Genomic DNA, 20,176 nt, shown 5'->3' with positions numbered 1-20,176 from the left:
CGGAGAAGGCCCTATAGGGCGATCATCACAGCCGCATGACAAGTCTGACGTTTAAGATGTGGGAAATAAAGCGGTTTCTGGCGGCATCCCGGCGACACCGCAAAGCAGGGTTGAAAGGCGAAAGCCGCATCCGGCCTTCGCCTCCACAAAATCAATGGAAGAGCACGCTGGCGCCTTGATCGGCCGGGCCGGCACTACGGCGGAAGGGGGCGAACAGTTCACGGCCCATGCCCCATTCATTGCCGGAAAGATCGGCCCGCGCCGGTTCGCGTTTTGCCAGCTCGGCGGCGGAAACCAGCACCTCTAGCGAGCCGGAAATGGCGTCGAGACGAATGATATCGCCATCGCGGATGAGGGAGATCGGCCCGCAATCGGAAGCCTCAGGCGTGACATGGATCGCGGCCGGCACCTTGCCGGAGGCGCCTGACATGCGCCCATCGGTCACCAGCGCCACCTTGAAGCCGCGATCCTGCAGCACGCCAAGCGGCGGCGTCAGGCGGTGCAGCTCCGGCATGCCGTTGGCCTTCGGCCCCTGGAAGCGGACGACGGCGATGAAATCGCGGTTGAGCTTCCCGTCCTTGAAGGCGTCCTGAAGTTCCTGCTGGTCGTGGAAGACGATCGCCGGTGCTTCGATGATATGGCGTTCCGGCTTGACGGCGGAAATCTTGATGACCGATTTGCCGAGATTGCCCGTCAGCATCTTCAGACCGCCCGTTGGCTGGAACGGGGTTTCGATGCTGGAAAGAACCTTCGGGTCGTGGCTCTGTTCGGGTGAGGGCTGGCGGGTGACGGCGCCCTTCTCGTCCAGCAGGGCATCCACGGTGTAGGCTGCAAGCCCCTGTCCGAAGACGGTACGGACATCGTCATGCACGAAGCCTTGCTTCAGGAGCTGCTTGATGAGGAAGCCCATGCCGCCGGCGGCGTGGAAATGGTTCACATCCGCAAGACCGTTGGGATAGACGCGGGCGAGCAGCGGCACGATGTCCGAAAGATCGGAAATATCCTGCCAGGTGAGGATGATGCCGGCGGCACGCGCCATGGCGATCAGATGCATGGTGTGGTTGGTGGACCCCCCCGTCGCATGCAGACCGACGACACCGTTGACGACTGACCGCTCGTCGATCATCTCGCCGGCGGGCGTGAATTCATTGCCCTGCGCGGTGATGGCGAGCGCGCGCTTGGTGGCCTCGCGGGTCAAGGCATCACGCAGCGGCGTGCCGGGATTGATGAAGGAGGAACCGGGCATATGGAAGCCCATGATTTCCATCAGCATCTGGTTAGAATTGGCGGTGCCGTAGAAGGTGCAGGTGCCGGGGCCGTGATAGGATTTGGATTCCGCTTCGAGCAACTCGGCGCGACCGACCTTGCCTTCGGCATAAAGCTGGCGAATGCGCGACTTCTCGTCATTCGGCAGGCCTGACGTCATCGGGCCGGCGGGAACGAAGACGGCGGGCAGGTGACCGAAGGCGAGGGCCGCGATCACGAGGCCGGGCACGATCTTGTCGCATACGCCGAGATATAGAGCCGCATCGAACATGTTGTGCGACAGGCCGATACCGGCAGCCATGGCGATGGCATCGCGGGAAAACAGCGAAAGCTCCATGCCGGGCTGCCCCTGGGTCACGCCATCGCACATGGCGGGAACCGCGCCTGCCACCTGCGCTATGCCGCCGGCCTCCTTGGCCGCATCACGGATGATCGCCGGGAAGGTCTCATAGGGCTGGTGAGCCGACAGCATGTCGTTATAGGCGGTGATGATGCCGAGATTGGGAACCCGGTCGCCGGCAAGGATGTCCTTGTCGGCGGGGGAACAGACGGCAAAGCCGTGCGCAAGATTGCCGCAGGAAAGCACGGAACGGTGAACGCCTTTGGAAACCTGCAGCCGCAGCCGCTCGAGATAAGTCTCGCGGTAGGGCTTGGAACGTTCGACGATGCGGGCGGTAATGGCCTGAATGCGGGAATCGGCGGACATGGGCGTTCATCCTGTTCGTTGGTCGGCAACCGGCGTTCCGGGAGGTGAGCGGCCGGTTGTCGTGGTTCAGTCTTCATGTCTTCGGGGCGCTCGTCGCGGGCCGCAAAGGCGGCAACCGCGTTGGCTTATGGCGCCCAGTATATATCCACTGGCGTTTCGGCCCGGTTCAGCACGGCGCGGATCGGCATTTCATCCTCATCCTCACCGGACTGCGCTTTCTCCAGCGTTGCCTTCTTGGCCGCACCTTCGATATGCAGTACCAGAAACTCGGCATCGTGCAGGCTGGAGAAGTTGAAGGTCAACCGCTCCTCACCGGCATTTTCCGCCGCCATGGTCAGAACGCCGCGCGGTTCATCGAGATCAAGCGCTTCGTAGAGATTGTCTCCACCGGGGAAGAACGATGCCGTGTGGCCATCCGTTCCCATGCCGAGAATGACGACATCGAAGGGATCGCAGATCGCTTCGGTCTTGACGGTCGCAAGGGTTGCGGCATCTTCCGGCGAGGCCGCCGGCTGGAACAGCGGCACGAAATAAGCCGCCTTCGCCTTGTCCTGCAAAAGGTTCTCGGCGACGAGACGATGGTTCGACCGGTCGCTTTCCGGTGGCACGAAACGCTCGTCCACCAGCGTTACGCTGATATTGGGCCAATCGAGTTCGTGGCGGGAAAGCGCCTGAAAGAACAGCTTCGGTGTCGAGCCGCCAGAGACCGCAATGCTTGCGGCCCCGCGTTCCTTGGTTGCCTCATCAAGGCGTTTGGCGACCTCAGCCGCAAGCGCGGTCGCCAGCGCTGCGGGGGTGTCGAAGACGTGAATGGTTTCGCTCATCGCCCGCCCTCAGTCGGCATCGTGCCAGGTGCGGCCGTCGCGCTCGATCAGCGCGATGGAACCGCTTGGACCCCAGGTGCCTGCGGTGTAGCCCTGCACGCCCTGGCCAAGCTCTTCCCAGCTCTTGAGAATGGGATCGATCCAGTCCCAGGCGGCCTCGACCTCGTCGCGGCGCATGAACAGTGTCTGGTTGGAGCGGATCGTGTCCATCAGCAGCCGCTCATAGGCATCGGGGCTGCGCACGTTAAAGGCTTCCGCAAAGCTCATGTCCAGCGACACCTGACGCAGACGCATGCCGCCCGGACCGGGGTCCTTGATGAGCAGCGACTGCTTGACGCCTTCATCCGGTTGCAGGCGAATGACCAGCTTGTTGGCCTCGATCTTGCCGGCCGCATCGTCAAAGATCGAATGCGGGATTTGCTTGAAGGTCACGACGATTTCCGAAACGCGGGTCGCGAGGCGTTTTCCCGTCCGGATGTAGAAGGGCACGCCGGCCCAGCGCCAGTTGGCAATTTCAGCCTTGATGGCGACGAAGGTCTCGGTGTTGGAAACGCCGCCTTCCAGCTCTTCCAGATAACCCTTCACCGGGCCACCGGCGGAAGCGCCAGCGCGATACTGGCCGCGAACCGTCAGCTTTTCAACATTGCTGGTGTCGATCGGCTTCAGCGAGCGCAGAACCTTCAGCTTTTCGTCGCGCACGGCTTCCGCATTCATGGAAGCAGGCGGCTCCATGGCGACGAGGCAAAGCAGCTGAAGGATATGGTTCTGCACCATGTCGCGCAGCGCGCCGGCCTTGTCATAATAGCCGGCGCGGCCTTCGAGACCGACCGCTTCCGCAACCGTGATCTGCACATGGTCGATATGGGCGGAATTCCACAGCGGCTCATAAAGCGCATTGGCGAAACGCAGCGCCATCAGGTTCTGCACCGTCTCCTTGCCGAGATAGTGGTCGATGCGGAAGATCTGCTCTTCCTTGAAGACATGGCCGATGGTGTCGTTCAGTTCCTGCGCGGAAGCCAGATCGCGGCCGATAGGCTTTTCAACGACGATGCGGGTCGAGCGAGTGATGAGCTTGTGCTCGCGGATCTTGTCGGCGATATCGCCGAAAATGCCGGGCGCGACGGCCAGATAGAAGGCGCGCACGCGCTCCTTGCCCTCGTCCAGCAGCTTCTTCAGCACGTCCCAGCCATTATTGCCCTTGGCATCGACTGGCACGTAGAAAAGCCTGTTCAGAAAGGTGGCGACCTGCGCATCGTCATATTCGCCGGCCTTCAGATGCTCCTTCAGCGCGTCCTGCGCGAATTTGCGATATTCCTCGTGGGTCATGACCGAACGCGACGCGCCAATGATGCGGGTCGGCTCCGTGAACTGGCCTTCGACCTGCCGGTGATAAAGGGCCGGCAGAAGCTTGCGCTCGGCAAGATCGCCCGTGCCGCCGAAAACGACACAATCAAAAGGTTCAACAGGAATGATCTGACTGCTCATATCGATTCTCTCGATCTTCAAAGGGTTGGGGCATCAATAATCTAATCGATTTAAAAATGCCAGACTCAGTTATGTGAAATTATGAATTTTGCTTCCGCCGACTCGTCCACCGCCGGCAACAGTCTGTAAACATTGGCCTAAAACCTGTCTCGCAACGCGTACCAGGAAAGCGCGAGGAAAAGCAGCGGCGCGCGCAGCGACGCCCCGCCGGGGAAAGAGGGCACCTTCAGCTGCGCGAAGGGCGCCAGCATGTCCTTTTTACCGAGAATGAGATCGGCATAAAGCTTGCCGCAATAATTCGACAGCATCACCCCGTGGCCGGAATAACCGCCGATGGAGGTGACGCCGGGCATGACGTCGCGCACGAAGACTTTGCGCGGCAGGGTGATGCCAACGGAGCCGCCCCAGGAATGGGTGATTTCGACGGCTTTCAGCTCGGGATAGATTTCCGCGATCTGCCGGCGGATATGGCTGGAAATATCGCGCGGCGCATCGGCCGTATAGGCCTCACGCCCGCCGAACAGCAGCCGGTTGTCGGCCGTCTTGCGAAAATAACGCACCACGAAACGGGAGTCGGCCACGGCCTCCCGGTCGGGAATGATGTCAGGAAACGCATCCAGCGGCGCGGTGGCGCCGATAAAGGAACGGATCGGCATGATATGGGCGGCCGTTACCGGTTCCAGATTGCCGATATAGGCATTGGTGGCGATCAGCACCCGTGGCGCGGTGATCGTACCGAAAGGCGTTTCGATGATGGTCTTGCCGCCCACTTGCCGGATCGATTTCGCCGGCGTCATTTCGTAAATCTGAGCGCCCGCATCTTTCGCCGCTTTCGCAAGCCCGACCAGCAGCTTCAAGGGGTGGATATGGCCGGTGCCGGTATCGCGTGTACCACCGAAATAATGGGTGGAGCCGACGCGTTTGCGTGCTTCTGAACGTTCCATGTAGGAAATATGCGGATAGCCATAACGGTTGTTCATCGCATCGACGCTTCGGCGGTAATCATCCTCATAAGCGGCTTTGTGCGCCACATAGAGCTGGCCGGGAAGATATTCCATGTCGATGCCGCGGCTGACGGCGAAGCCGCGCAGGTAGTTTTTGGCGTCCTCGGCAATGTCGAACAGCAGCTTCGATTGCTCGAAACCGATCTCTTCTTCCATCTCGTCGGGGAAGGAACGCTGGCCGGTGCCAAATTGCCCGCCATTGCGGCCGGAAGCGCCATCGCCGAAACGATGCGCTTCGATGAGGGCGACGGAGACGCCGTTTTCGGCAAGGTTGCAGGCGGCCTGAAGGCCGGTATAACCGCCGCCGATGATCGCGACATCCACCTGCTTCGACCCGTCGAGGGCGGGATAGTCAGGCCGCTCGCCGACGCTTGCCTGATACCAGGATAGTCCCGGCGCAATCGGGCTTTGCCATGTCATGCTCGCGGCTCCTCACACGTTGAGAAGCAGGAATTCCCGCTCCCAGGGGCTGATGACCTGCATGAACGTCTCAAACTCCCCGCGCTTCAGACCGGCATAAAGGCCCACGAATTCGTGGCCGAACACCCGGTCGAATTGCTCCTCGCCTTCCAGCAGGGCAACGGCTTCTAGCAGGCCGCGCGGCAGGTCGATGGAGCCTTCATTGGCCGTATCGGCAGTCGGTTCGGTCGGCTCGATATTGTTGACGATGCCGAGCCAGCCGCAGCCCAGAGAGGCGGCAAGCGCCAGATAGGGGTTGGCGTCCGAACTCGGCAGGCGGTTTTCGACACGCCGCGCCTGCGGGCCGGAAATCGGCACGCGGAAGGCAGTCGTGCGGTTGTCGTAACCCCAGGCATTGTTGACCGGGCAGGCCATGTCGGGCGTCAGGCGGCGATAGGAATTCACATAGGGCGCCAGCATGACGAGCGCGTTGGGAACATAACGCTGCATGCCGCCCACGAAGGAGAAGAATTCTTTCGAGGGACTGCCATCGGCATTGGAAAAGATATTGCGGCCGCTGTCGATGTCCACCACCGACTGGTGGATATGCATGGCCGAACCCGGCTGGCCCTGCATGGGCTTGGCCATGAAGGTGGCGTAGATGCCGTGCTTCAGCGCTGCTTCACGAATGGTGCGCTTGAACAGGAACACCTGGTCGGCAAGCTCGATCGGATCGCCATGACGCAGGTTGATTTCCAGCTGCGCCGGGCCTTCCTCATGGATCAGCGTATCGATCTCGAGGCCCTGTTTTTCCGAGAAATGGTAGATATCATCGATCAGCTCGTCGAATTCGTTGATGCCGGCGATGGAATAGCTCTGACCGCCAACGATGGAGCGTCCGGACCGGCCCTTCGGCGGATGCAGCGGATAGTCAGGGTCGTCATTCATGGCGACGAGGTAGAATTCGATTTCCGGCGCCACGACCGGTTTCCAGCCCTTTTCCGTATAAAGCGACAGCACGTTCTTCAAGACGTTGCGCGGTGTGTAGGGCACGAAATTGCCTTCCGCGTCCACCACGTCGCAGATCACCTGCGCGGTCGGGTCCGTTTCCCACGGCACGACGGAGAGCGTCGAAAGATCAGGCACCAGCTTCAGGTCGCTGTCGCGCGGCTCATAGCGGAAATTCGCGGTCTCATCGGGATATTCGCCTGAAATCGTGTGGCGATAGAGCGCCGAGGGCAAAGCGAGCGAGGTATCGCCGGTGAATTTCGCGGTTGGCATCATTTTGCCACGGGGAACGCCGGCAAGGTCGGGCGTGATGCATTCTATGTCCTCGATCCCGCGCGCGCGGAGCCATTGCGCGGCTTCGCGCCAGGTGGAAACACCACGGGTGGAAGAAAGGTCGAGGGGAGGGGACTTCTTTGCCATGGTTGCCTGTTTCTTCGGGCGGAGCATGGTTTTCTTGGCGGGCATGTATCACCGGGTCTGTGTTTCTGGTGGCGCCATCATAACCGTAGTTTGGCAATTGGCGAGGGGGAAAGCGCCATTGACAAGCGGCGACACTTGGAAAAAGAGGAAGGAAACGGATCGAATGGAATGATGGCAGAGAAATGTGACGTGCTGATTTTGGGGGCGGGCGCCGCCGGCATGATGTGCGCCATCCGCGCCGGCCAGCGCGGCCGCTCCGTCGTCGTTCTCGACCATGCGAAAGCGCCGGGCGAAAAGATCCGCATCTCCGGCGGCGGCCGCTGTAACTTCACCAATATCCATGCCGGGCCGAAGAATTATCTCTCCGCCAATCCGCATTTCGCCAAATCCGCGCTTGCCCGGTACACACCGCGCGATTTCATTGCCCTTGTCGAAAAACACCGCATCGGCTGGCATGAAAAGACGCTCGGCCAGCTCTTTTGTGACGACAGCGCCAAGGACATCATCCGCATGCTGCTTGGCGAAATGCAGGCGGTGAATGCGAAACTGCGGCTCGAAACGTCAGTTTCGGCCGTCACCCATGATGGCGCCCGTTTCCGCGTCACGACATCCGCCGGCGTCATCGAGGCGGAAAGCCTCATTGTGGCGACAGGCGGCAAGTCCATCCCGAAAATGGGCGCGACCGGATTTGCCTACCAGATCGCCGAGCAATTCGGTCTGAAGCTCATCGAAACGCGGCCCGGTCTCGTGCCGCTGACGCTCGATCCTGCAGCACTTGAAAGGCTGAGCCCTCTTGCCGGCGTTTCGGTTCCAGCCGAGGTTTTCCATGGCAAGACGTCGTTTGAGGAAGCGCTGCTCTTCACCCATCGCGGTTTGAGCGGGCCCTCGATCCTGCAAATCTCATCCTACTGGCGCGAGGGTGATGTGGTCCGCCTGAAGCTCGAGCCGCATCGCGATATAGCCGCGCTGCTGAAGCAGGCGAAGCAGAAGAACGGCCGCCAGTCGCCCCAGACGGCCCTGTCGGAAATCTTACCGAAACGGCTTGCCCAGCACGTTGTCGAACAATCCGGTCTCACCGGCCATTTGGCGGATATGTCCGACAAGGTGCTGGCGAAGCTGGCGGGCGAGGTGCAGGACTGGCAGATCAAGCCCGCCGGGTCCGAAGGCTACCGCACGGCGGAAGTCACGCTTGGTGGTGTGGACACGACCGGCCTCGATTCCCGCAGCATGGCGGCAAAATCCGTGCCCGGCCTCTACTTCATCGGCGAATGTGTTGATGTGACCGGCTGGCTCGGCGGTTATAATTTCCAGTGGGCCTGGGCCTCCGGGCAGGCGGCTGGCGAATTCGCCTGAAAGCGCCTGCCTTAAGGCCTTGTTAAGGTGCATGGAGTCATCCTGATCAAATGCCAGCAAGGCCGGATCGCTCAATGATCCCGCTGCACATGATGTCCTGCTGGAGGCCCTCAACAGGGCATGGGTCGGTTGAGTTTTTCGTCAGGAGCCCGCGCATGAACATATCCGCACATCGCCGCCCTCGCGCCATTGCCATCGCCCGCGCTGAAAGCGAGAGCCGGCAGCTTGCTTTTCGTCTGACCGTCATCGCCGCAGGCGCTGTCGCGGCACTGATCGCTCTCTTTTACTGATCGGCGGCTTTTTGCCTTCATCAAGCCGATAAGCGCGCTGAAAAGCCGTGACGGGCGAGATGCCTGCGCCATATCAGTATAAAATTTCTCTTCCTGTAGAATGGCCTCGCGTCGGGTGCGCGGTTGCTCGATTTCGATGATGGCCCGAGCTGCAAAAATCGCGTGCATGTCGCTCTCCTTCTAATGCGGAGGGCCATGATGCACGCCGTTTTTTGATTTATCTGCGCAAGAAAATGAGCTACGCTTTTCACCAATGAAAAACGTCACCTGGGATTCCTACCAGCTTTTCCTTGATGTGTCACGCAGTGGCGGCTTGACGGGCGCTGCCAGCGTGACGGGTCTGAGCCCCGCGACCGTCGGGCGTCGCATGCTGGAGCTGGAGGAGCGCCTCGGCAAGGCCCTGTTTCATCGCAGCCAGACGGGATATGCCCTGACCGCGGATGGCCGCGCGTTGTTCGACCGTCTTCAGGCGATGGAAAATGCAGCCAAGGACATCGAGGGATGGCAGAAGGCGTCGTCAGCCTCTTCCGTCGTGCGTATCGCCGTCGGGACCTGGAATGCCTGGCTGCTGACCGGTAACTTCTCCGCCATCTGCACCGACCGCGATGATTTCCGCATTGATCTTTTCATTGCCGAACAGAGGGCGTCTCTCGCCCATCGCGAAAACGATATCGGTATCCGCGCTTTCGAGCCGCAGGAAAAGAACCTCGCCGCCATCAGGACGGGGGAGGTGGCCTATGCGCCCTACAGGCTGCGCAATGCAGCTAGATCGGTTGCCGACCGTTGGTTGGCGGTGGCGGAAGATGGCGCTATTTCCACCTATCTGCGCTGGCCGCATGAGAACCGTAGCAGCGATATCGTGGTGACGGTGAACCGCCCGGTGGCGCTGCTCGATCTGGTGCTGGCCGGGGCCGGGGTCGCTGTGCTCCCTTGTTTCGTGGGTGATGCGGATGCGCGGCTTGCTCGGGAAGGCGGCGAAATCGAACCACTTCGCCACAATCAATGGATTGTCATGAACAATGACGATCGCCACCGCCGTGATATCAGGACGGTGGCGGATCGGATGACCCGTCTCATCAAGGGGCATTCCGATCTATATGCCGGACGCAAGAGCCGCCCGGCATGAAAAGGCCGTCATTGGTTGTGTATAATTATATCGATAATTTCTGGTTGCATATGCCTCAAATTAGCTTTAGGTTGTTTTTGTATAGTTAACTCTTTTAGGTTGAGTCCGCCATGATAATTTCAGCATCCTATTTAAATGCAATGTCCGCAGCAGGAACACCGGAAGAAGCAGCAAAGCTTTTTTATGCAGCAGTCAGCAGGGGTCTCGCAGCAATCGTAGCCGACGCTCTTTCGCAATCTGTAACGGCAATTGCGCCGGCAGCCGCAGGCACCAAGATCGCGGGTTGGGAAAAGCTCGTGGCGGGCGTGACGATGCAGTTGGCGTGGGAATCTCCGGCCATTCTGAACCCGATTCCTCTAACGCAGCTGTCCTGCTTTGCTCCATATGCACCTCAACTCCAGGGTAACGTCGAAGCGATGGGCGTCAATGTAAGCGTCGGCGTTTCCCTATCTGCGAGCTTCTGAGGCGTTTCTTCTCAGTTTTGCATTAAGGGCCGGAGCATCGATTATGATGCTCCGGTCTTTCGTTTCAGGCCGCAGCACTTCCCTGCGCGACGATGACGGGGATAAGCAGATCGCCCCAGTTGCCGCCGCCGCCATGGTGGCGGGCCGAGCGGACCAGCTCGACGGAAACGCCGGCCTCGACGGCTTTCATGACGGCCTGGTTGAGGCGGTGCAGGTCATTGGCCAGCATGCGGATGGCGGCCTGCTGATCCTGCGTCATGGCGGAGGACTGCTCCTCGGCGCGTTCCTTGACGTGGGTCTTGATGGGGTTATGGGCGTTCATGGCATTTCTCCTCTCATTATTGGTTGGGGTTCTTGATCCGGTTTGCAAGCCCTTCCCGGTCTCTAATCGTTGCCGAGAAGGGCAGTTTTTCGATTTTATTCGGCCGCCGGGCGGAACTGGTCGTGCTCGGTAGATTCCTTCATGGCTGTCGTGGACGACGTGCCGCCGGAAATGGCGAGCGATACGGCGTCGAAATAGCCGGTGCCGACTTCGCGCTGGTGCTTGGTGGCGGTGTAACCATTGGCTTCGGCCGCGAATTCCGCTTCCTGAAGCTCGGAATAGGCCGCCATCTGCCGGTCCTTGTAACCGCGCGCCAGTTCGAACATGCCGAAATTCAGCTGGTGGAAACCGGCGAGCGTGATGAACTGGAACTTGTAGCCCATCGCGCCGAGTTCCCGCTGGAACTTGGCGATCGTTGCGTCGTCGAGGTTCTTTTTCCAGTTGAACGACGGCGAGCAGTTGTAAGCCAGCTTCTTGCCGGGATGCACCTTGTGCACGCCTTCCGCAAACCTGCGCGCCTGTTCGAGATCCGGCTTGGATGTCTCGCACCAGATCAGGTCGCAATAAGGCGCATAGGCAACGGCGCGGGCGATGCAGGGCTCAAGCCCATTCTTGACCTGATAAAAGCCTTCCACGGTGCGCCCGGCATCGTAGTCCACGAAGGGACGGTCGCGCTCGTCGATATCGGAGGTCAGAAGCTTGGCGGCCTCCGCATCCGTGCGGGCAATAACCAGCGTCGGTACACCCATGACATCAGCCGCGAGCCGGGCCGCCGTCAGGTTGCGGATATGCGCCGCCGTCGGGATCAGCACCTTGCCGCCGAGATGGCCGCATTTCTTTTCCGATGCCAGCTGGTCTTCATAATGAACACCCGCAGCACCTGCCTCGATGAAAGCCTTCATGATCTCGAAGGCGTTCAGCGGCCCGCCGAAACCGGCCTCCGCATCAGCAACGATCGGCGCGAACCAGGTATCGACCGAAAGGCCCTTGCCCTCCGCCGTTTCGATCTGGTCGGCACGCTGCAAGGTGCGGTTAATGCGTTTCGCCAGCTCCGGTGCCGCATTGGCCGGATAAAGCGACTGGTCCGGATACATGGCCGACGCCGTATTGGCGTCCGCCGCAACCTGCCAGCCGGAGAGATAGATCGCCTTCAGTCCGGCGCGAACCATCTGCATGGCCTGATTGCCGGAAAGCGCGCCGAGCGCGTTGACGAAATTTTCCTCGTTGATCAGCTTCCACAGCCGGTTCGCGCCCATTTCGGCCAGCGAATGCCGAATTTCGACGGAGCCGCGCAGCCGTTCCACATCGGCGGCGGTATAGGTACGCTCAATGCCGTCAAAACGTCCCTGCGGCGCGCCCGGAACAAGCTTGTAAAAATCCGTCATACTTCTCTCTCCCAAGATAAATACAGTTACAAGAACCGGCGACTGTGCGTTGCGTGTGTCGCGGTTCGATGTGACTACATTTACATTTTTTGAGATTTGAGCGCCAGAACAAACATAAAAACAGTGACTTGAAAGAGGTTATCCTGTAGGGTGCGTGACAGAGTGGCGCTGTAAAATTGTAAATTTTGTAAAAGAGTTTGAGTTTTCGAGTTTGTAACAAGCTTGTATGAGTTGACGAGGTTGGAGGGGCGACGCAGTGTCGGAAAACAAGATTTTTGCAGGCCCGCGCGTGCGCCGCATTCGCAACGGTCTCGCGCTGACGCAGACGGCCATGGCCGAGGCGCTGGCGATTTCGCCGTCCTATCTCAACCTCATCGAGCGCAACCAGCGACCGCTCACCGTGCAGCTGCTGTTGAAGCTTGCCTCCGTCTACAAGGTCGATCTGGACGACCTGCAGGGCGAAAGCGCCGGTTCCGCGGGGCAGCTGCGCGAGGTCTTCGCCGATCCGCTGCTTGCCGGTGAAGTGCCGTCGCCACAGGAGCTGATCGAGGTTGCCGATGCCGCGCCCAATGCGGCAAGCGGTGTCCTCAAGCTTTACCGGGCCTATCGGGAACAGGCGCAGCGCCTTTCCGATCTCTCCGATCTTCTGGCGCGGGAAGGGCACGAGACGGCGCTCTCCTCCACCCGCCTGCCGATTGACGAGGTGCGACATGTCTTTGAAAACCGGCCGGCCTATTTCCATGCTATCGATGCGACGGCCGAAGAACTCCACAAACATCTGTCGGCGGGCGACGATCTGGCTTCTGGGCTGAGGGCATGGCTTCAGAAAAACCACGGCATCGTGGTCCGCACTCTGCCGGTTCATGCCATGCCGAACCTTAGAAGGCGTTATGATCGCCATTCCATGCGGCTGTTTTTATCCGAACGCCTGTCGCAGCCGGACCAATTGCGGGAAATGGCCATGGAGACCTGTCTTCTGGCGCTTCGCGAAGAAATCGGCACGGAGCTTGAAGGGCTCGGTCTGAAAGGGGAGGAGGCAAGGCGCATCGCCCGCTTCGAACTGGCGCGTTACGCCGCCCATGCGTTGATGATGCCCTATGGCGCGTTCCTGAACGCCGCCCAGCGGGCGAAATACGATCTCGAGGTTTTGCGGTCGCGCTTCAACGTTTCTTTCGAACAGGCGGCCAACCGTCTTGTCAGTCTGCAACGGCCGTCAGCCGCGGCGATCCCGTTTTTCCTGATGGAAATCGACAATGCCGGCAACCGTTTCCGCCTTGCAGGGGCGGGCGGTTTTCCAAGGGCGCGCTTCGGCGGCCTCTGCCCGCGGCTCAACATCCATGCCGCTTTCGCACAGCCGGGACAGGTGCTGGTGGAAGCAGTCGAGATGCCGGATGGCGACGCGTTCCTCACTGTGTCGCGCACGCTGGAAGGCCCGCAGGCGGGTTTCGGCGAAAGGGTGCGGCGAACGGCCGTGCTTCTCGGCTGCGATCTCGCCCAGGCCGGAGAGACCGTCTATGGCCCCACCGCCTCGGGTGCTGCGCCCGTCGCCGTCGGGCCTTCGTGCCGGCTGTGCGAAAGGCAGGGCTGTCTGTCGCGGGCGGAAGCGCCGCTGACGCGGCCGCTGGGGCTCGATGAAATGGTCACCGGTCTCAGTGTTTTCGACTTCCAGTAGGTGCTTCCATTCGCTTTTTTGTGGTCGGAACACATTTGGTTGAAAATGCTGTGCTGCACATTTCCCGCTTGCTCCCTTTTGTTTTCCTTTCTAGTCTCTCCAAAAAAAGGGGATCACGCTTCCACCGTGAGGATGCGTTAACAGGAGACATCATGAAAAACCGTTCTCTCCGTCTGACCTTGGCTCTCACCACCGTGCTCGTTGCAGCAGGCTCGGCAATGGCCCAGGAGAAGGTCGTCCACGTCTATAACTGGTCGGATTATATCGACGAATCGATCCTTGCCGATTTCACCAAGGAAACCGGTATCAAGGTCGTCTATGATGTTTTCGACAGTAACGAGCTTGTGGAAACCAAGCTTCTGGCCGGCAGCTCCGGTTATGATGTCGTGGTGCCGACTGGGCCCTTCCTCGCCCGCCAGATCAATGCCGGCGTGTTCCAGAAACTCGACAAGTCCAAGTTGCCGAATCTGAAGAACATGTGGCCCGAGGTTTCCGAGCGTCTGGCCAAATACGATCCCGGCAACGAATATGCCGTGAACTACATGTGGGGCACCACTGGCATCGGCTATAATGTCGCCAAGGTGAAGGCGGCGCTCGGCGATGTTCCGGTCGACAGCTGGGATATTCTCTTCAAGCCGGAAAATGCCGAAAAGCTGAAATCCTGCGGCATCAATATTCTCGATGCGTCGGACGAGACCTTCGCCATCGCCATGAACTATCTCGGCAAGAATCCGGATAGCAAGGAAACCGCCGATCTCGAGGCGGGCGGCGACGTCTACATGAAGATCCGCCCCTATGTGAAGACCTTCAATTCCTCCGCCTATATCGATGAACTGGCGAACGGCGACAGCTGCATCACCATCGGCTGGTCGGGCGATATCCTGCAGGCGAAGAGCCGTGCCGAGGAAGCCAAGAACGGCGTCGAGGTGAACTACGTCATTCCGAAGGAAGGCACCTACATGTGGTTCGACAACCTTGCCATCCCGGCGGATGCCAAAAATGTCGAGGAAGCCCACGCCTTCATCAACTATCTGATGCGACCGGAAGTCATCGCCAAGGCCTCCAACTATGTTCAGTATGCGAATGGCAATCTCGCGGCGCAGGCGGTGATGGATGAGTCCGTCGTCAAGAACCCGGCGGTCTATCCCGATGCCGAGACGCTGAAGAAGCTCTTCACCATCTCGCCCTACGGACCGAAGGAACAGCGCGTCCTGAACCGCGTCTGGACGCAGATAAAGACCGGCAGCTGACACTTCCGCCCGCTGGTTGAGGAACGGCCGGCGGGCCTGTTTCTCTGATCCTTTGCCGGCAGGTTCTGTTACCTGCCGGTGCCGCCCGCCTCAAAGCATCGGACCGAAAGTCGGAAAATCCGATGCTCAAATCTACAAGACCAACGGGATTTGAGGGTAGGGTGAATGGCGAAAACTCTGGGGCCGGTCAAACGCAAATTTAGCCCTTGGGACAATCCCGATGCGGTGCCCTTCATCCGCTTTGAAAACGTCACCAAACGTTTCGGCGATTTCGTCGCCGTCAACAATCTGACGCTCGATATCTACGAACGCGAATTCTTCTCGCTGCTTGGTCCCTCCGGGTGCGGCAAGACTACGCTGATGCGCATGCTGGCCGGTTTCGAGGAACCGACCGAGGGCCGCATCCTGCTGCAGGGCAAGGATATTTCCGGCGTGCCGCCCTATAAGCGCCCCACCAACATGATGTTCCAGTCCTACGCGCTTTTCCCGCATATGTCGGTGGAAAAGAACGTTGCTTTCGGCCTGGAGCAGGATGGCCTGCCCAGGGCGGATATCGCCGCGCGCGTCGAAGAAATGCTGCGGCTCGTCAAGCTCACGGAATTCGCCAAACGCAAGCCCAGCCAGCTTTCCGGAGGCCAGCGGCAGCGTGTGGCGCTTGCCCGTTCGCTTGCCAAGCGGCCGAAGGTGCTGCTTCTCGACGAACCGCTCGGTGCGCTCGACAAGAAGCTGCGCGAGGAAACGCAGTTCGAGCTGATGGACATCCAGACCAATCTCGGCCTTACCTTCCTCATCGTCACCCACGATCAGGAAGAAGCGATGACGGTCTCGGACCGCATCGCTGTCATGGACAAGGGCAATGTCGTGCAGGTGGCGACGCCGGCTGAGATCTATGAAGCGCCGAACAGTCGCTACGTGGCGGACTTCATCGGCGATATCAATATTTTCGACGCCAATGTCGTCGCCAATGCCTCCGATATCGGCAAACCCGGCCCGGTGACGTTGGATTGTGACGGGCTGAAGGTGGCGGTGGAGCAGGAATGCGCCGCCGCGACCGGCAGCCAGGTGGCTTTCGCCATCCGCCCGGAAAAGGTCCGCATCTCGCTCGACCAGCCCGCCGATAGCAGCGTCAATTCCGCCTATGGCGAGGTCTGGGATATCGGCTATCTCGGCGATTTCTCGGTCTTCATCGTCAAGCTCGCCGATGGCCGCGTCATTCGCGCAGCGCAGGCGAATGTTTCGCGTCTCGTCGATCGCCCGATCACCTTCGGCGATATGGTATGGCTGAACTGGAAGCCGGATTCCGGCCTCGTCCTGACGCGCTGAGGGAGGCTTCGATGGCGATCTCCATTCCTGAAAACCGGCAAAGCCCCTGGCGCTGGCTGGTCGTCGCGGTTCCCTATGTCTGGCTGCTGCTGTTTTTCGCAGCGCCCTTTTTCATCATTTTCAAAATATCGCTGTCGGATACGGCGATCTCCATGCCGCCCTATACGCCGGTCTTCGAAGGGTTTTCGAAGCTCGGCGCGTTCTTCTCCGAACTGGACTTTGAGAATTACCTCTTCCTGACGGAAGACCCGCTCTATATCGACGCCTATCTGTCGTCGCTGCGCATCGCATTCATCTCCACCTTCCTGTTGTTGCTGATCGGTTATCCCATGGCGCTTGCCATGGCGCGTTCGCCATCATCCATCCGCCCGACGCTGGTAATGCTGGTCATCCTGCCGTTCTGGACCTCGTTCCTGATCCGCGTTTACGCCTGGATCGGTATTCTGAAGCCCGAAGGTCTACTGACGGTGCTGTTTCAGTGGCTCGGGTTTCTGGGGCCGGACCAGCAGGTCAACATCTTCCGCACAGAGACGGCGATCTTCATCGGCATCGTTTATTCCTATCTGCCCTTCATGGTGCTGCCGCTCTATTCGGCGCTGGAAAAGCTCGACAATACGCTGCTGGAAGCGGCGGCCGACCTCGGCTGCCCGCCCTGGAAGGCCTTCTGGAAGATCACCTTCCCGCTGTCGCTGCCGGGCGTCGTGGCCGGTTCGATGATCTGCTTCATTCCGATAACAGGGGAATTCGTCATCCCCGATCTGCTTGGCGGCGCCCAGACGCTGATGATCGGCAAGACGCTGTGGACGGAATTCTTCGGCAACCGCGACTGGCCCTTGGCATCCGCCGTCGCCGTGCTGCTTCTTATCTTGCTGGTGGTGCCAATCGCCATCTTCCAGAACCAGCAGAAGAAGGCGGGGTGAGGCCATGAAGCGAGGAAAATTCGACATTACCGTCCTCACCCTCGGTTTTGCCTTCCTTTATATCCCGATCATCATCCTGATTGTTTATTCCTTCAATGCTTCCAAGCTCGTCACCGTCTGGGGCGGCTTTTCACTGCAATGGTATCGCTCCATGTGGTCGAACCAGGGGCTGATGGATGCGGCCTGGGTGACGCTGCGCGTCGGTATCCTCAGCGCCACCATCGGCACCATTCTCGGAACGCTTGCGGCGCTGTCGCTGACGCGGTTCGCGCGGTTTCCGGGCCGGGTGCTGTTTTCCGGCATGATCTATGCGCCGCTCGTCATGCCGGAAGTGATCACCGGCCTGTCGCTCCTGTTGCTCTTCGTGGCCGTCGGGGTGGATCGCGGCTTCTGGACGGTGGTTATAGCCCATACGACTTTCACCATGTGTTACGTGGCGATTGTCGTGCAGTCGCGGCTCCTGACCTTCGATCGCAGTCTTGAGGAAGCAGCGCTCGATCTTGGCTGCCCACCAGTCAAGACCTTCTTCCGCATCACCCTGCCGCTCATCTTCCCCGCCGTCATCGCCGGCTGGATGCTGGCCTTCACGCTGTCGCTGGACGATCTGGTGATCGCCAGCTTCGCCACCGGCCCCGGCGCAACCACGCTGCCGATCAAGATCTATTCGCAGGTTCGCCTCGGCGTAACGCCGGAAATCAACGCCATCTGCACGATCCTGATCGGACTCGTCACCATCGGCGTGATTGTCGCCTCCATCGCTTCCAAACGCACGGAATTGCAACGCATGCGGGACGAACATGCGGCGGCGCGGAACTGATCGAATATCCCTCGTCAATTTTTACGCGTTACTGTTGAAATCGCGAGGAAAGTAGAAACTGTTAATTTAGTTTCGGCGTTTTACGGTCTCAGAATAGGAATTTTCGTGGGTAATTGATCGATTTTGGTTTTAACCGCTTGTTAATAGGAGTTGGCGGAAAGTAAACCCAACGCAGGGCCGTCAAATTTTTGATGGCCGGGACTGATAATTTCCATATGGCGAGATTGTCCCCCTTTCTCTCGTTGAAAAGCACAACTCATTCAGGCGGCCGCAAGGCCGCCTTTCTTTTTGCCGCAAAGGCCCGCGCCACTCAGCGGTTTTCAGGATGATCCATTGATTTCGAGACGAGAAGCACGGGAATAAGTCCGGCAATGATGATGATGATCGCCGGCACGGCCGCATCCTGCACCCTTGCGCGCGACGCATCCTCATAAACCAGCGTGGCCAGCGTGTTGAAGCCGAATGGCCGTAGCAGGATGGTGGCCGGCAGTTCCTTCATGGATTCGATCAGGACGAGCAGAAAAGCCGTCAGCGCTGCGGGCCGCATGTTGGGCAACAGCACCTTGAACAGCGTCTGCGTCCGGTTGCGCCCAAGCGTCCGCGAGGCCATGTCGATATGCGGAGAGAGCTTGTGGAAACCGGCATCAAGCGTACCCTCCGCCATGGTCATGAAGCGCACGGCATGGGCGTAAATGATGGCGAAGGCGGTGCCGGAAAGCAGCAGCCCGGTGGAAAAACCGAAATGTGCACGGATGAAGCCATCGACGCCATTGTCGAGACTGGCCAGCGGAATGAGCACCCCGATGGCGAGCACGGTTCCCGGCACGCCATATCCCATGGAGCCGAAGCGGACGGCCGCTTTCGATATGCGCGAGCGCTCGGTGCGAATGGCATAGGAAAACACGAGAGCGGCAATCAGGGTCACGAAGGCGACGGAAAGCGAGACTTCGAGACTGTGTCCGAGTGCTTTCAGAAGCTTCGGCGCAAACAGCGCATCGAGCCTTTTGGCGGCGTAACCGCCCAGCACGATGACGGGAATGAAAAAGCCGCTCGCCACGGGAAGGAAGCATAGAAGGCTCGCGCCCCAGCGCCGCCAGCCGGCGAGCGCCTTCAGCCGGTGACGCTGCGCCATGCTTGTCGCTTTCGGCGCGCCGAAACGCTGCTTTTCCCGCGCATTGCGTTCGATGACGATCAGCGCACCGACGATGACGAGGATGACGGCGGCGATCTGCGTCGCATTGGCGAGGTTGCCGCGATTGAGCCAGGTTTCGTAAATGGTGAAGGTAAGCGTCTGGACGCCGAGATATTCAACCGCGCCGATATCGTTCAGCGTTTCCATCAGGACCAGAGACAGTCCGATGGCGATGGCCGGCCGGGCCATCGGCAATTGCACGGAGAAGAACACGTTCAGCGGTTTTGCGCCAAGCGTGCGGGCCGCTTCGGCCGCAAACCGCCCCTGCATGGAGAAGGCGGCGCGGGCCGAGAGATAGACGTAAGGATAGAGGACCGAACTTAGAACCAGCACCGCACCGCCGAGCGAGCGTATGTCCGGAAACCAGTAATCGCGGATGCTGTGATACCCGAAAGCGGCGCGCAACGCGCTCTGCACCGGGCCGGTAAAGTCGAGAAACTCGCCAAACGCATAGGCGGCAAGATAGGAAGGGATGGCGAGCGGCAGGACGAGCGCCGCGGACAATAACCGCCGCAGCGGAAATTCGAATGTGGTGACAAGCCAGGCGCAGACGATACCGAAGAATGCCGTCGTCGCGGCCGTCATCCCCAAGAGCAGGAAGGTGCGAAACCCGGCGCGCGGCAGGACATTGACGAGAAGATGCTGCCATCCCTCCGTGCTGCCCGTCAGCGCCAGCCAGAAAATTGCCAGAATGGGCATGGCGGCAATGGCCGCGACGATGACCGCCGTGATGGGCAAGAGCGAAACGCGTTTTGACGCTGGAGGGGAAATGGTCATGGGCATGCGGGCCTGCTGTTTTGCGAAAGCCACAACGTGTCATGCATCCCGCGGCACACTGTATGACCTAACGAATTCTTATGCTCTCGCATCCGCATTTCCCTCATTCCTGTGCTTGTCACAGGAATCCAGCCGACGCGCGTCTGCGCGGCGAGAAGAGTCTTTTCAGCCCA

The 20,176-nt window shown here is 59.8% G+C and carries 17 protein-coding genes; 9 read left to right on the top strand and 8 right to left on the bottom strand.

All coding sequences use genetic code 11. The features are described from left to right. Positions 1 to 151: 151 nt before the first annotated feature. From edd to AGR1_RS10580, 5 genes are all read right to left on the bottom strand, one after another. Positions 152 to 1,972 (bottom strand): phosphogluconate dehydratase, encoded by a 1,821-nt coding sequence (gene edd / locus AGR1_RS10600; protein WP_149146885.1) that lies wholly within the window; start codon positions 1,970 to 1,972, stop codon positions 152 to 154. A 125-nt stretch (positions 1,973 to 2,097) separates the two neighbouring features. Then, on the bottom strand, positions 2,098 to 2,796 hold the full coding sequence (pgl, locus tag AGR1_RS10595) for a 6-phosphogluconolactonase (protein WP_080791345.1): 699 nt from the start codon (positions 2,794 to 2,796) through the stop codon (positions 2,098 to 2,100). A gap of 9 nt (positions 2,797 to 2,805) precedes the next feature. Beyond that, a complete protein-coding gene (zwf, locus tag AGR1_RS10590) occupies positions 2,806 to 4,281 on the bottom strand; it encodes a glucose-6-phosphate dehydrogenase (RefSeq protein ID WP_080791344.1) in 1,476 nt (491 codons plus the stop codon). Between the two features lie 137 nt (positions 4,282 to 4,418). Beyond that, on the bottom strand, positions 4,419 to 5,705 hold the full coding sequence (locus tag AGR1_RS10585; RefSeq protein ID WP_149146884.1) for an FAD-binding oxidoreductase: 1,287 nt from the start codon (positions 5,703 to 5,705) through the stop codon (positions 4,419 to 4,421). A 12-nt stretch (positions 5,706 to 5,717) separates the two neighbouring features. Beyond that, positions 5,718 to 7,157, bottom strand: coding sequence for a glutamine synthetase family protein (locus AGR1_RS10580; RefSeq protein ID WP_080791341.1), 1,440 nt, complete (start codon positions 7,155 to 7,157; stop codon positions 5,718 to 5,720). Between the two features lie 123 nt (positions 7,158 to 7,280). Here AGR1_RS10580 and AGR1_RS10575 point away from each other — a divergent pair, with 123 nt between their 5' ends. The 4 genes from AGR1_RS10575 (at position 7,281) to AGR1_RS10560 (ending at position 10,345) form a co-directional block, all read left to right on the top strand. After that, positions 7,281 to 8,465 carry an NAD(P)/FAD-dependent oxidoreductase gene (locus tag AGR1_RS10575; RefSeq protein ID WP_080791340.1) on the top strand — a complete coding sequence of 395 codons (1,185 nt, stop codon included), beginning with the start codon at positions 7,281 to 7,283 and terminating at the stop codon, positions 8,463 to 8,465. Between the two features lie 155 nt (positions 8,466 to 8,620). Next, on the top strand, positions 8,621 to 8,755 hold the full coding sequence (locus AGR1_RS30105) for a hypothetical protein (RefSeq protein ID WP_272868517.1): 135 nt from the start codon (positions 8,621 to 8,623) through the stop codon (positions 8,753 to 8,755). A 253-nt stretch (positions 8,756 to 9,008) separates the two neighbouring features. After that, entirely contained in the window at positions 9,009 to 9,881 is an 873-nt protein-coding gene (locus AGR1_RS10565; RefSeq protein ID WP_080791338.1) for a LysR family transcriptional regulator, read from the top strand. A gap of 110 nt (positions 9,882 to 9,991) precedes the next feature. Then, the gene (locus tag AGR1_RS10560; protein ID WP_246669639.1) at positions 9,992 to 10,345 is read left to right on the top strand and encodes a hypothetical protein; all 354 of its coding nucleotides are present in this window, start codon (positions 9,992 to 9,994) and stop codon (positions 10,343 to 10,345) included. Between the two features lie 64 nt (positions 10,346 to 10,409). Here the strand turns inward: AGR1_RS10560 and AGR1_RS10555 are convergent, their stop codons facing one another. Together AGR1_RS10555 and aceA are read right to left on the bottom strand one after the other, a co-directional pair. Beyond that, a complete protein-coding gene (locus AGR1_RS10555) occupies positions 10,410 to 10,667 on the bottom strand; it encodes a hypothetical protein (RefSeq protein ID WP_003493954.1) in 258 nt (85 codons plus the stop codon). A 95-nt stretch (positions 10,668 to 10,762) separates the two neighbouring features. Further along, positions 10,763 to 12,052: an isocitrate lyase gene (gene aceA / locus AGR1_RS10550; protein WP_003503303.1), complete on the bottom strand. Its 1,290-nt coding sequence runs from the start codon at positions 12,050 to 12,052 to the stop codon at positions 10,763 to 10,765. 256 nt (positions 12,053 to 12,308) lie between these two features. On the opposite strand from aceA, the gene AGR1_RS10545 reads away from it, so the two are divergent. From AGR1_RS10545 to AGR1_RS10525, 5 genes are all read left to right on the top strand, one after another. Continuing rightward, a complete protein-coding gene (locus AGR1_RS10545) occupies positions 12,309 to 13,724 on the top strand; it encodes a helix-turn-helix domain-containing protein (protein WP_149146883.1) in 1,416 nt (471 codons plus the stop codon). A 152-nt stretch (positions 13,725 to 13,876) separates the two neighbouring features. After that, positions 13,877 to 14,974 (top strand): polyamine ABC transporter substrate-binding protein, encoded by a 1,098-nt coding sequence (locus tag AGR1_RS10540; protein WP_080791335.1) that lies wholly within the window; start codon positions 13,877 to 13,879, stop codon positions 14,972 to 14,974. A gap of 165 nt (positions 14,975 to 15,139) precedes the next feature. Beyond that, on the top strand, positions 15,140 to 16,297 hold the full coding sequence (locus AGR1_RS10535; RefSeq protein WP_149146882.1) for an ABC transporter ATP-binding protein: 1,158 nt from the start codon (positions 15,140 to 15,142) through the stop codon (positions 16,295 to 16,297). A gap of 11 nt (positions 16,298 to 16,308) precedes the next feature. Beyond that, positions 16,309 to 17,217 (top strand): ABC transporter permease subunit, encoded by a 909-nt coding sequence (locus tag AGR1_RS10530; protein WP_149146881.1) that lies wholly within the window; start codon positions 16,309 to 16,311, stop codon positions 17,215 to 17,217. A gap of 4 nt (positions 17,218 to 17,221) precedes the next feature. Further along, the gene (locus AGR1_RS10525; RefSeq protein WP_004432617.1) at positions 17,222 to 18,034 is read left to right on the top strand and encodes an ABC transporter permease subunit; all 813 of its coding nucleotides are present in this window, start codon (positions 17,222 to 17,224) and stop codon (positions 18,032 to 18,034) included. 310 nt (positions 18,035 to 18,344) lie between these two features. Here the strand turns inward: AGR1_RS10525 and AGR1_RS10520 are convergent, their stop codons facing one another. Beyond that, positions 18,345 to 20,009: an iron ABC transporter permease gene (locus AGR1_RS10520; RefSeq protein ID WP_187772112.1), complete on the bottom strand. Its 1,665-nt coding sequence runs from the start codon at positions 20,007 to 20,009 to the stop codon at positions 18,345 to 18,347. Positions 20,010 to 20,176: the final 167 nt, after the last annotated feature.

Source organism: Agrobacterium sp. B1(2019) (assembly GCF_008274755.1).
Classification (GTDB): Bacteria; Pseudomonadota; Alphaproteobacteria; order Rhizobiales; family Rhizobiaceae; genus Agrobacterium; species Agrobacterium salinitolerans.
Note: the sequence above shows the minus strand (reverse complement) of the source record. Positions and strands in the feature narration are given on the sequence as shown.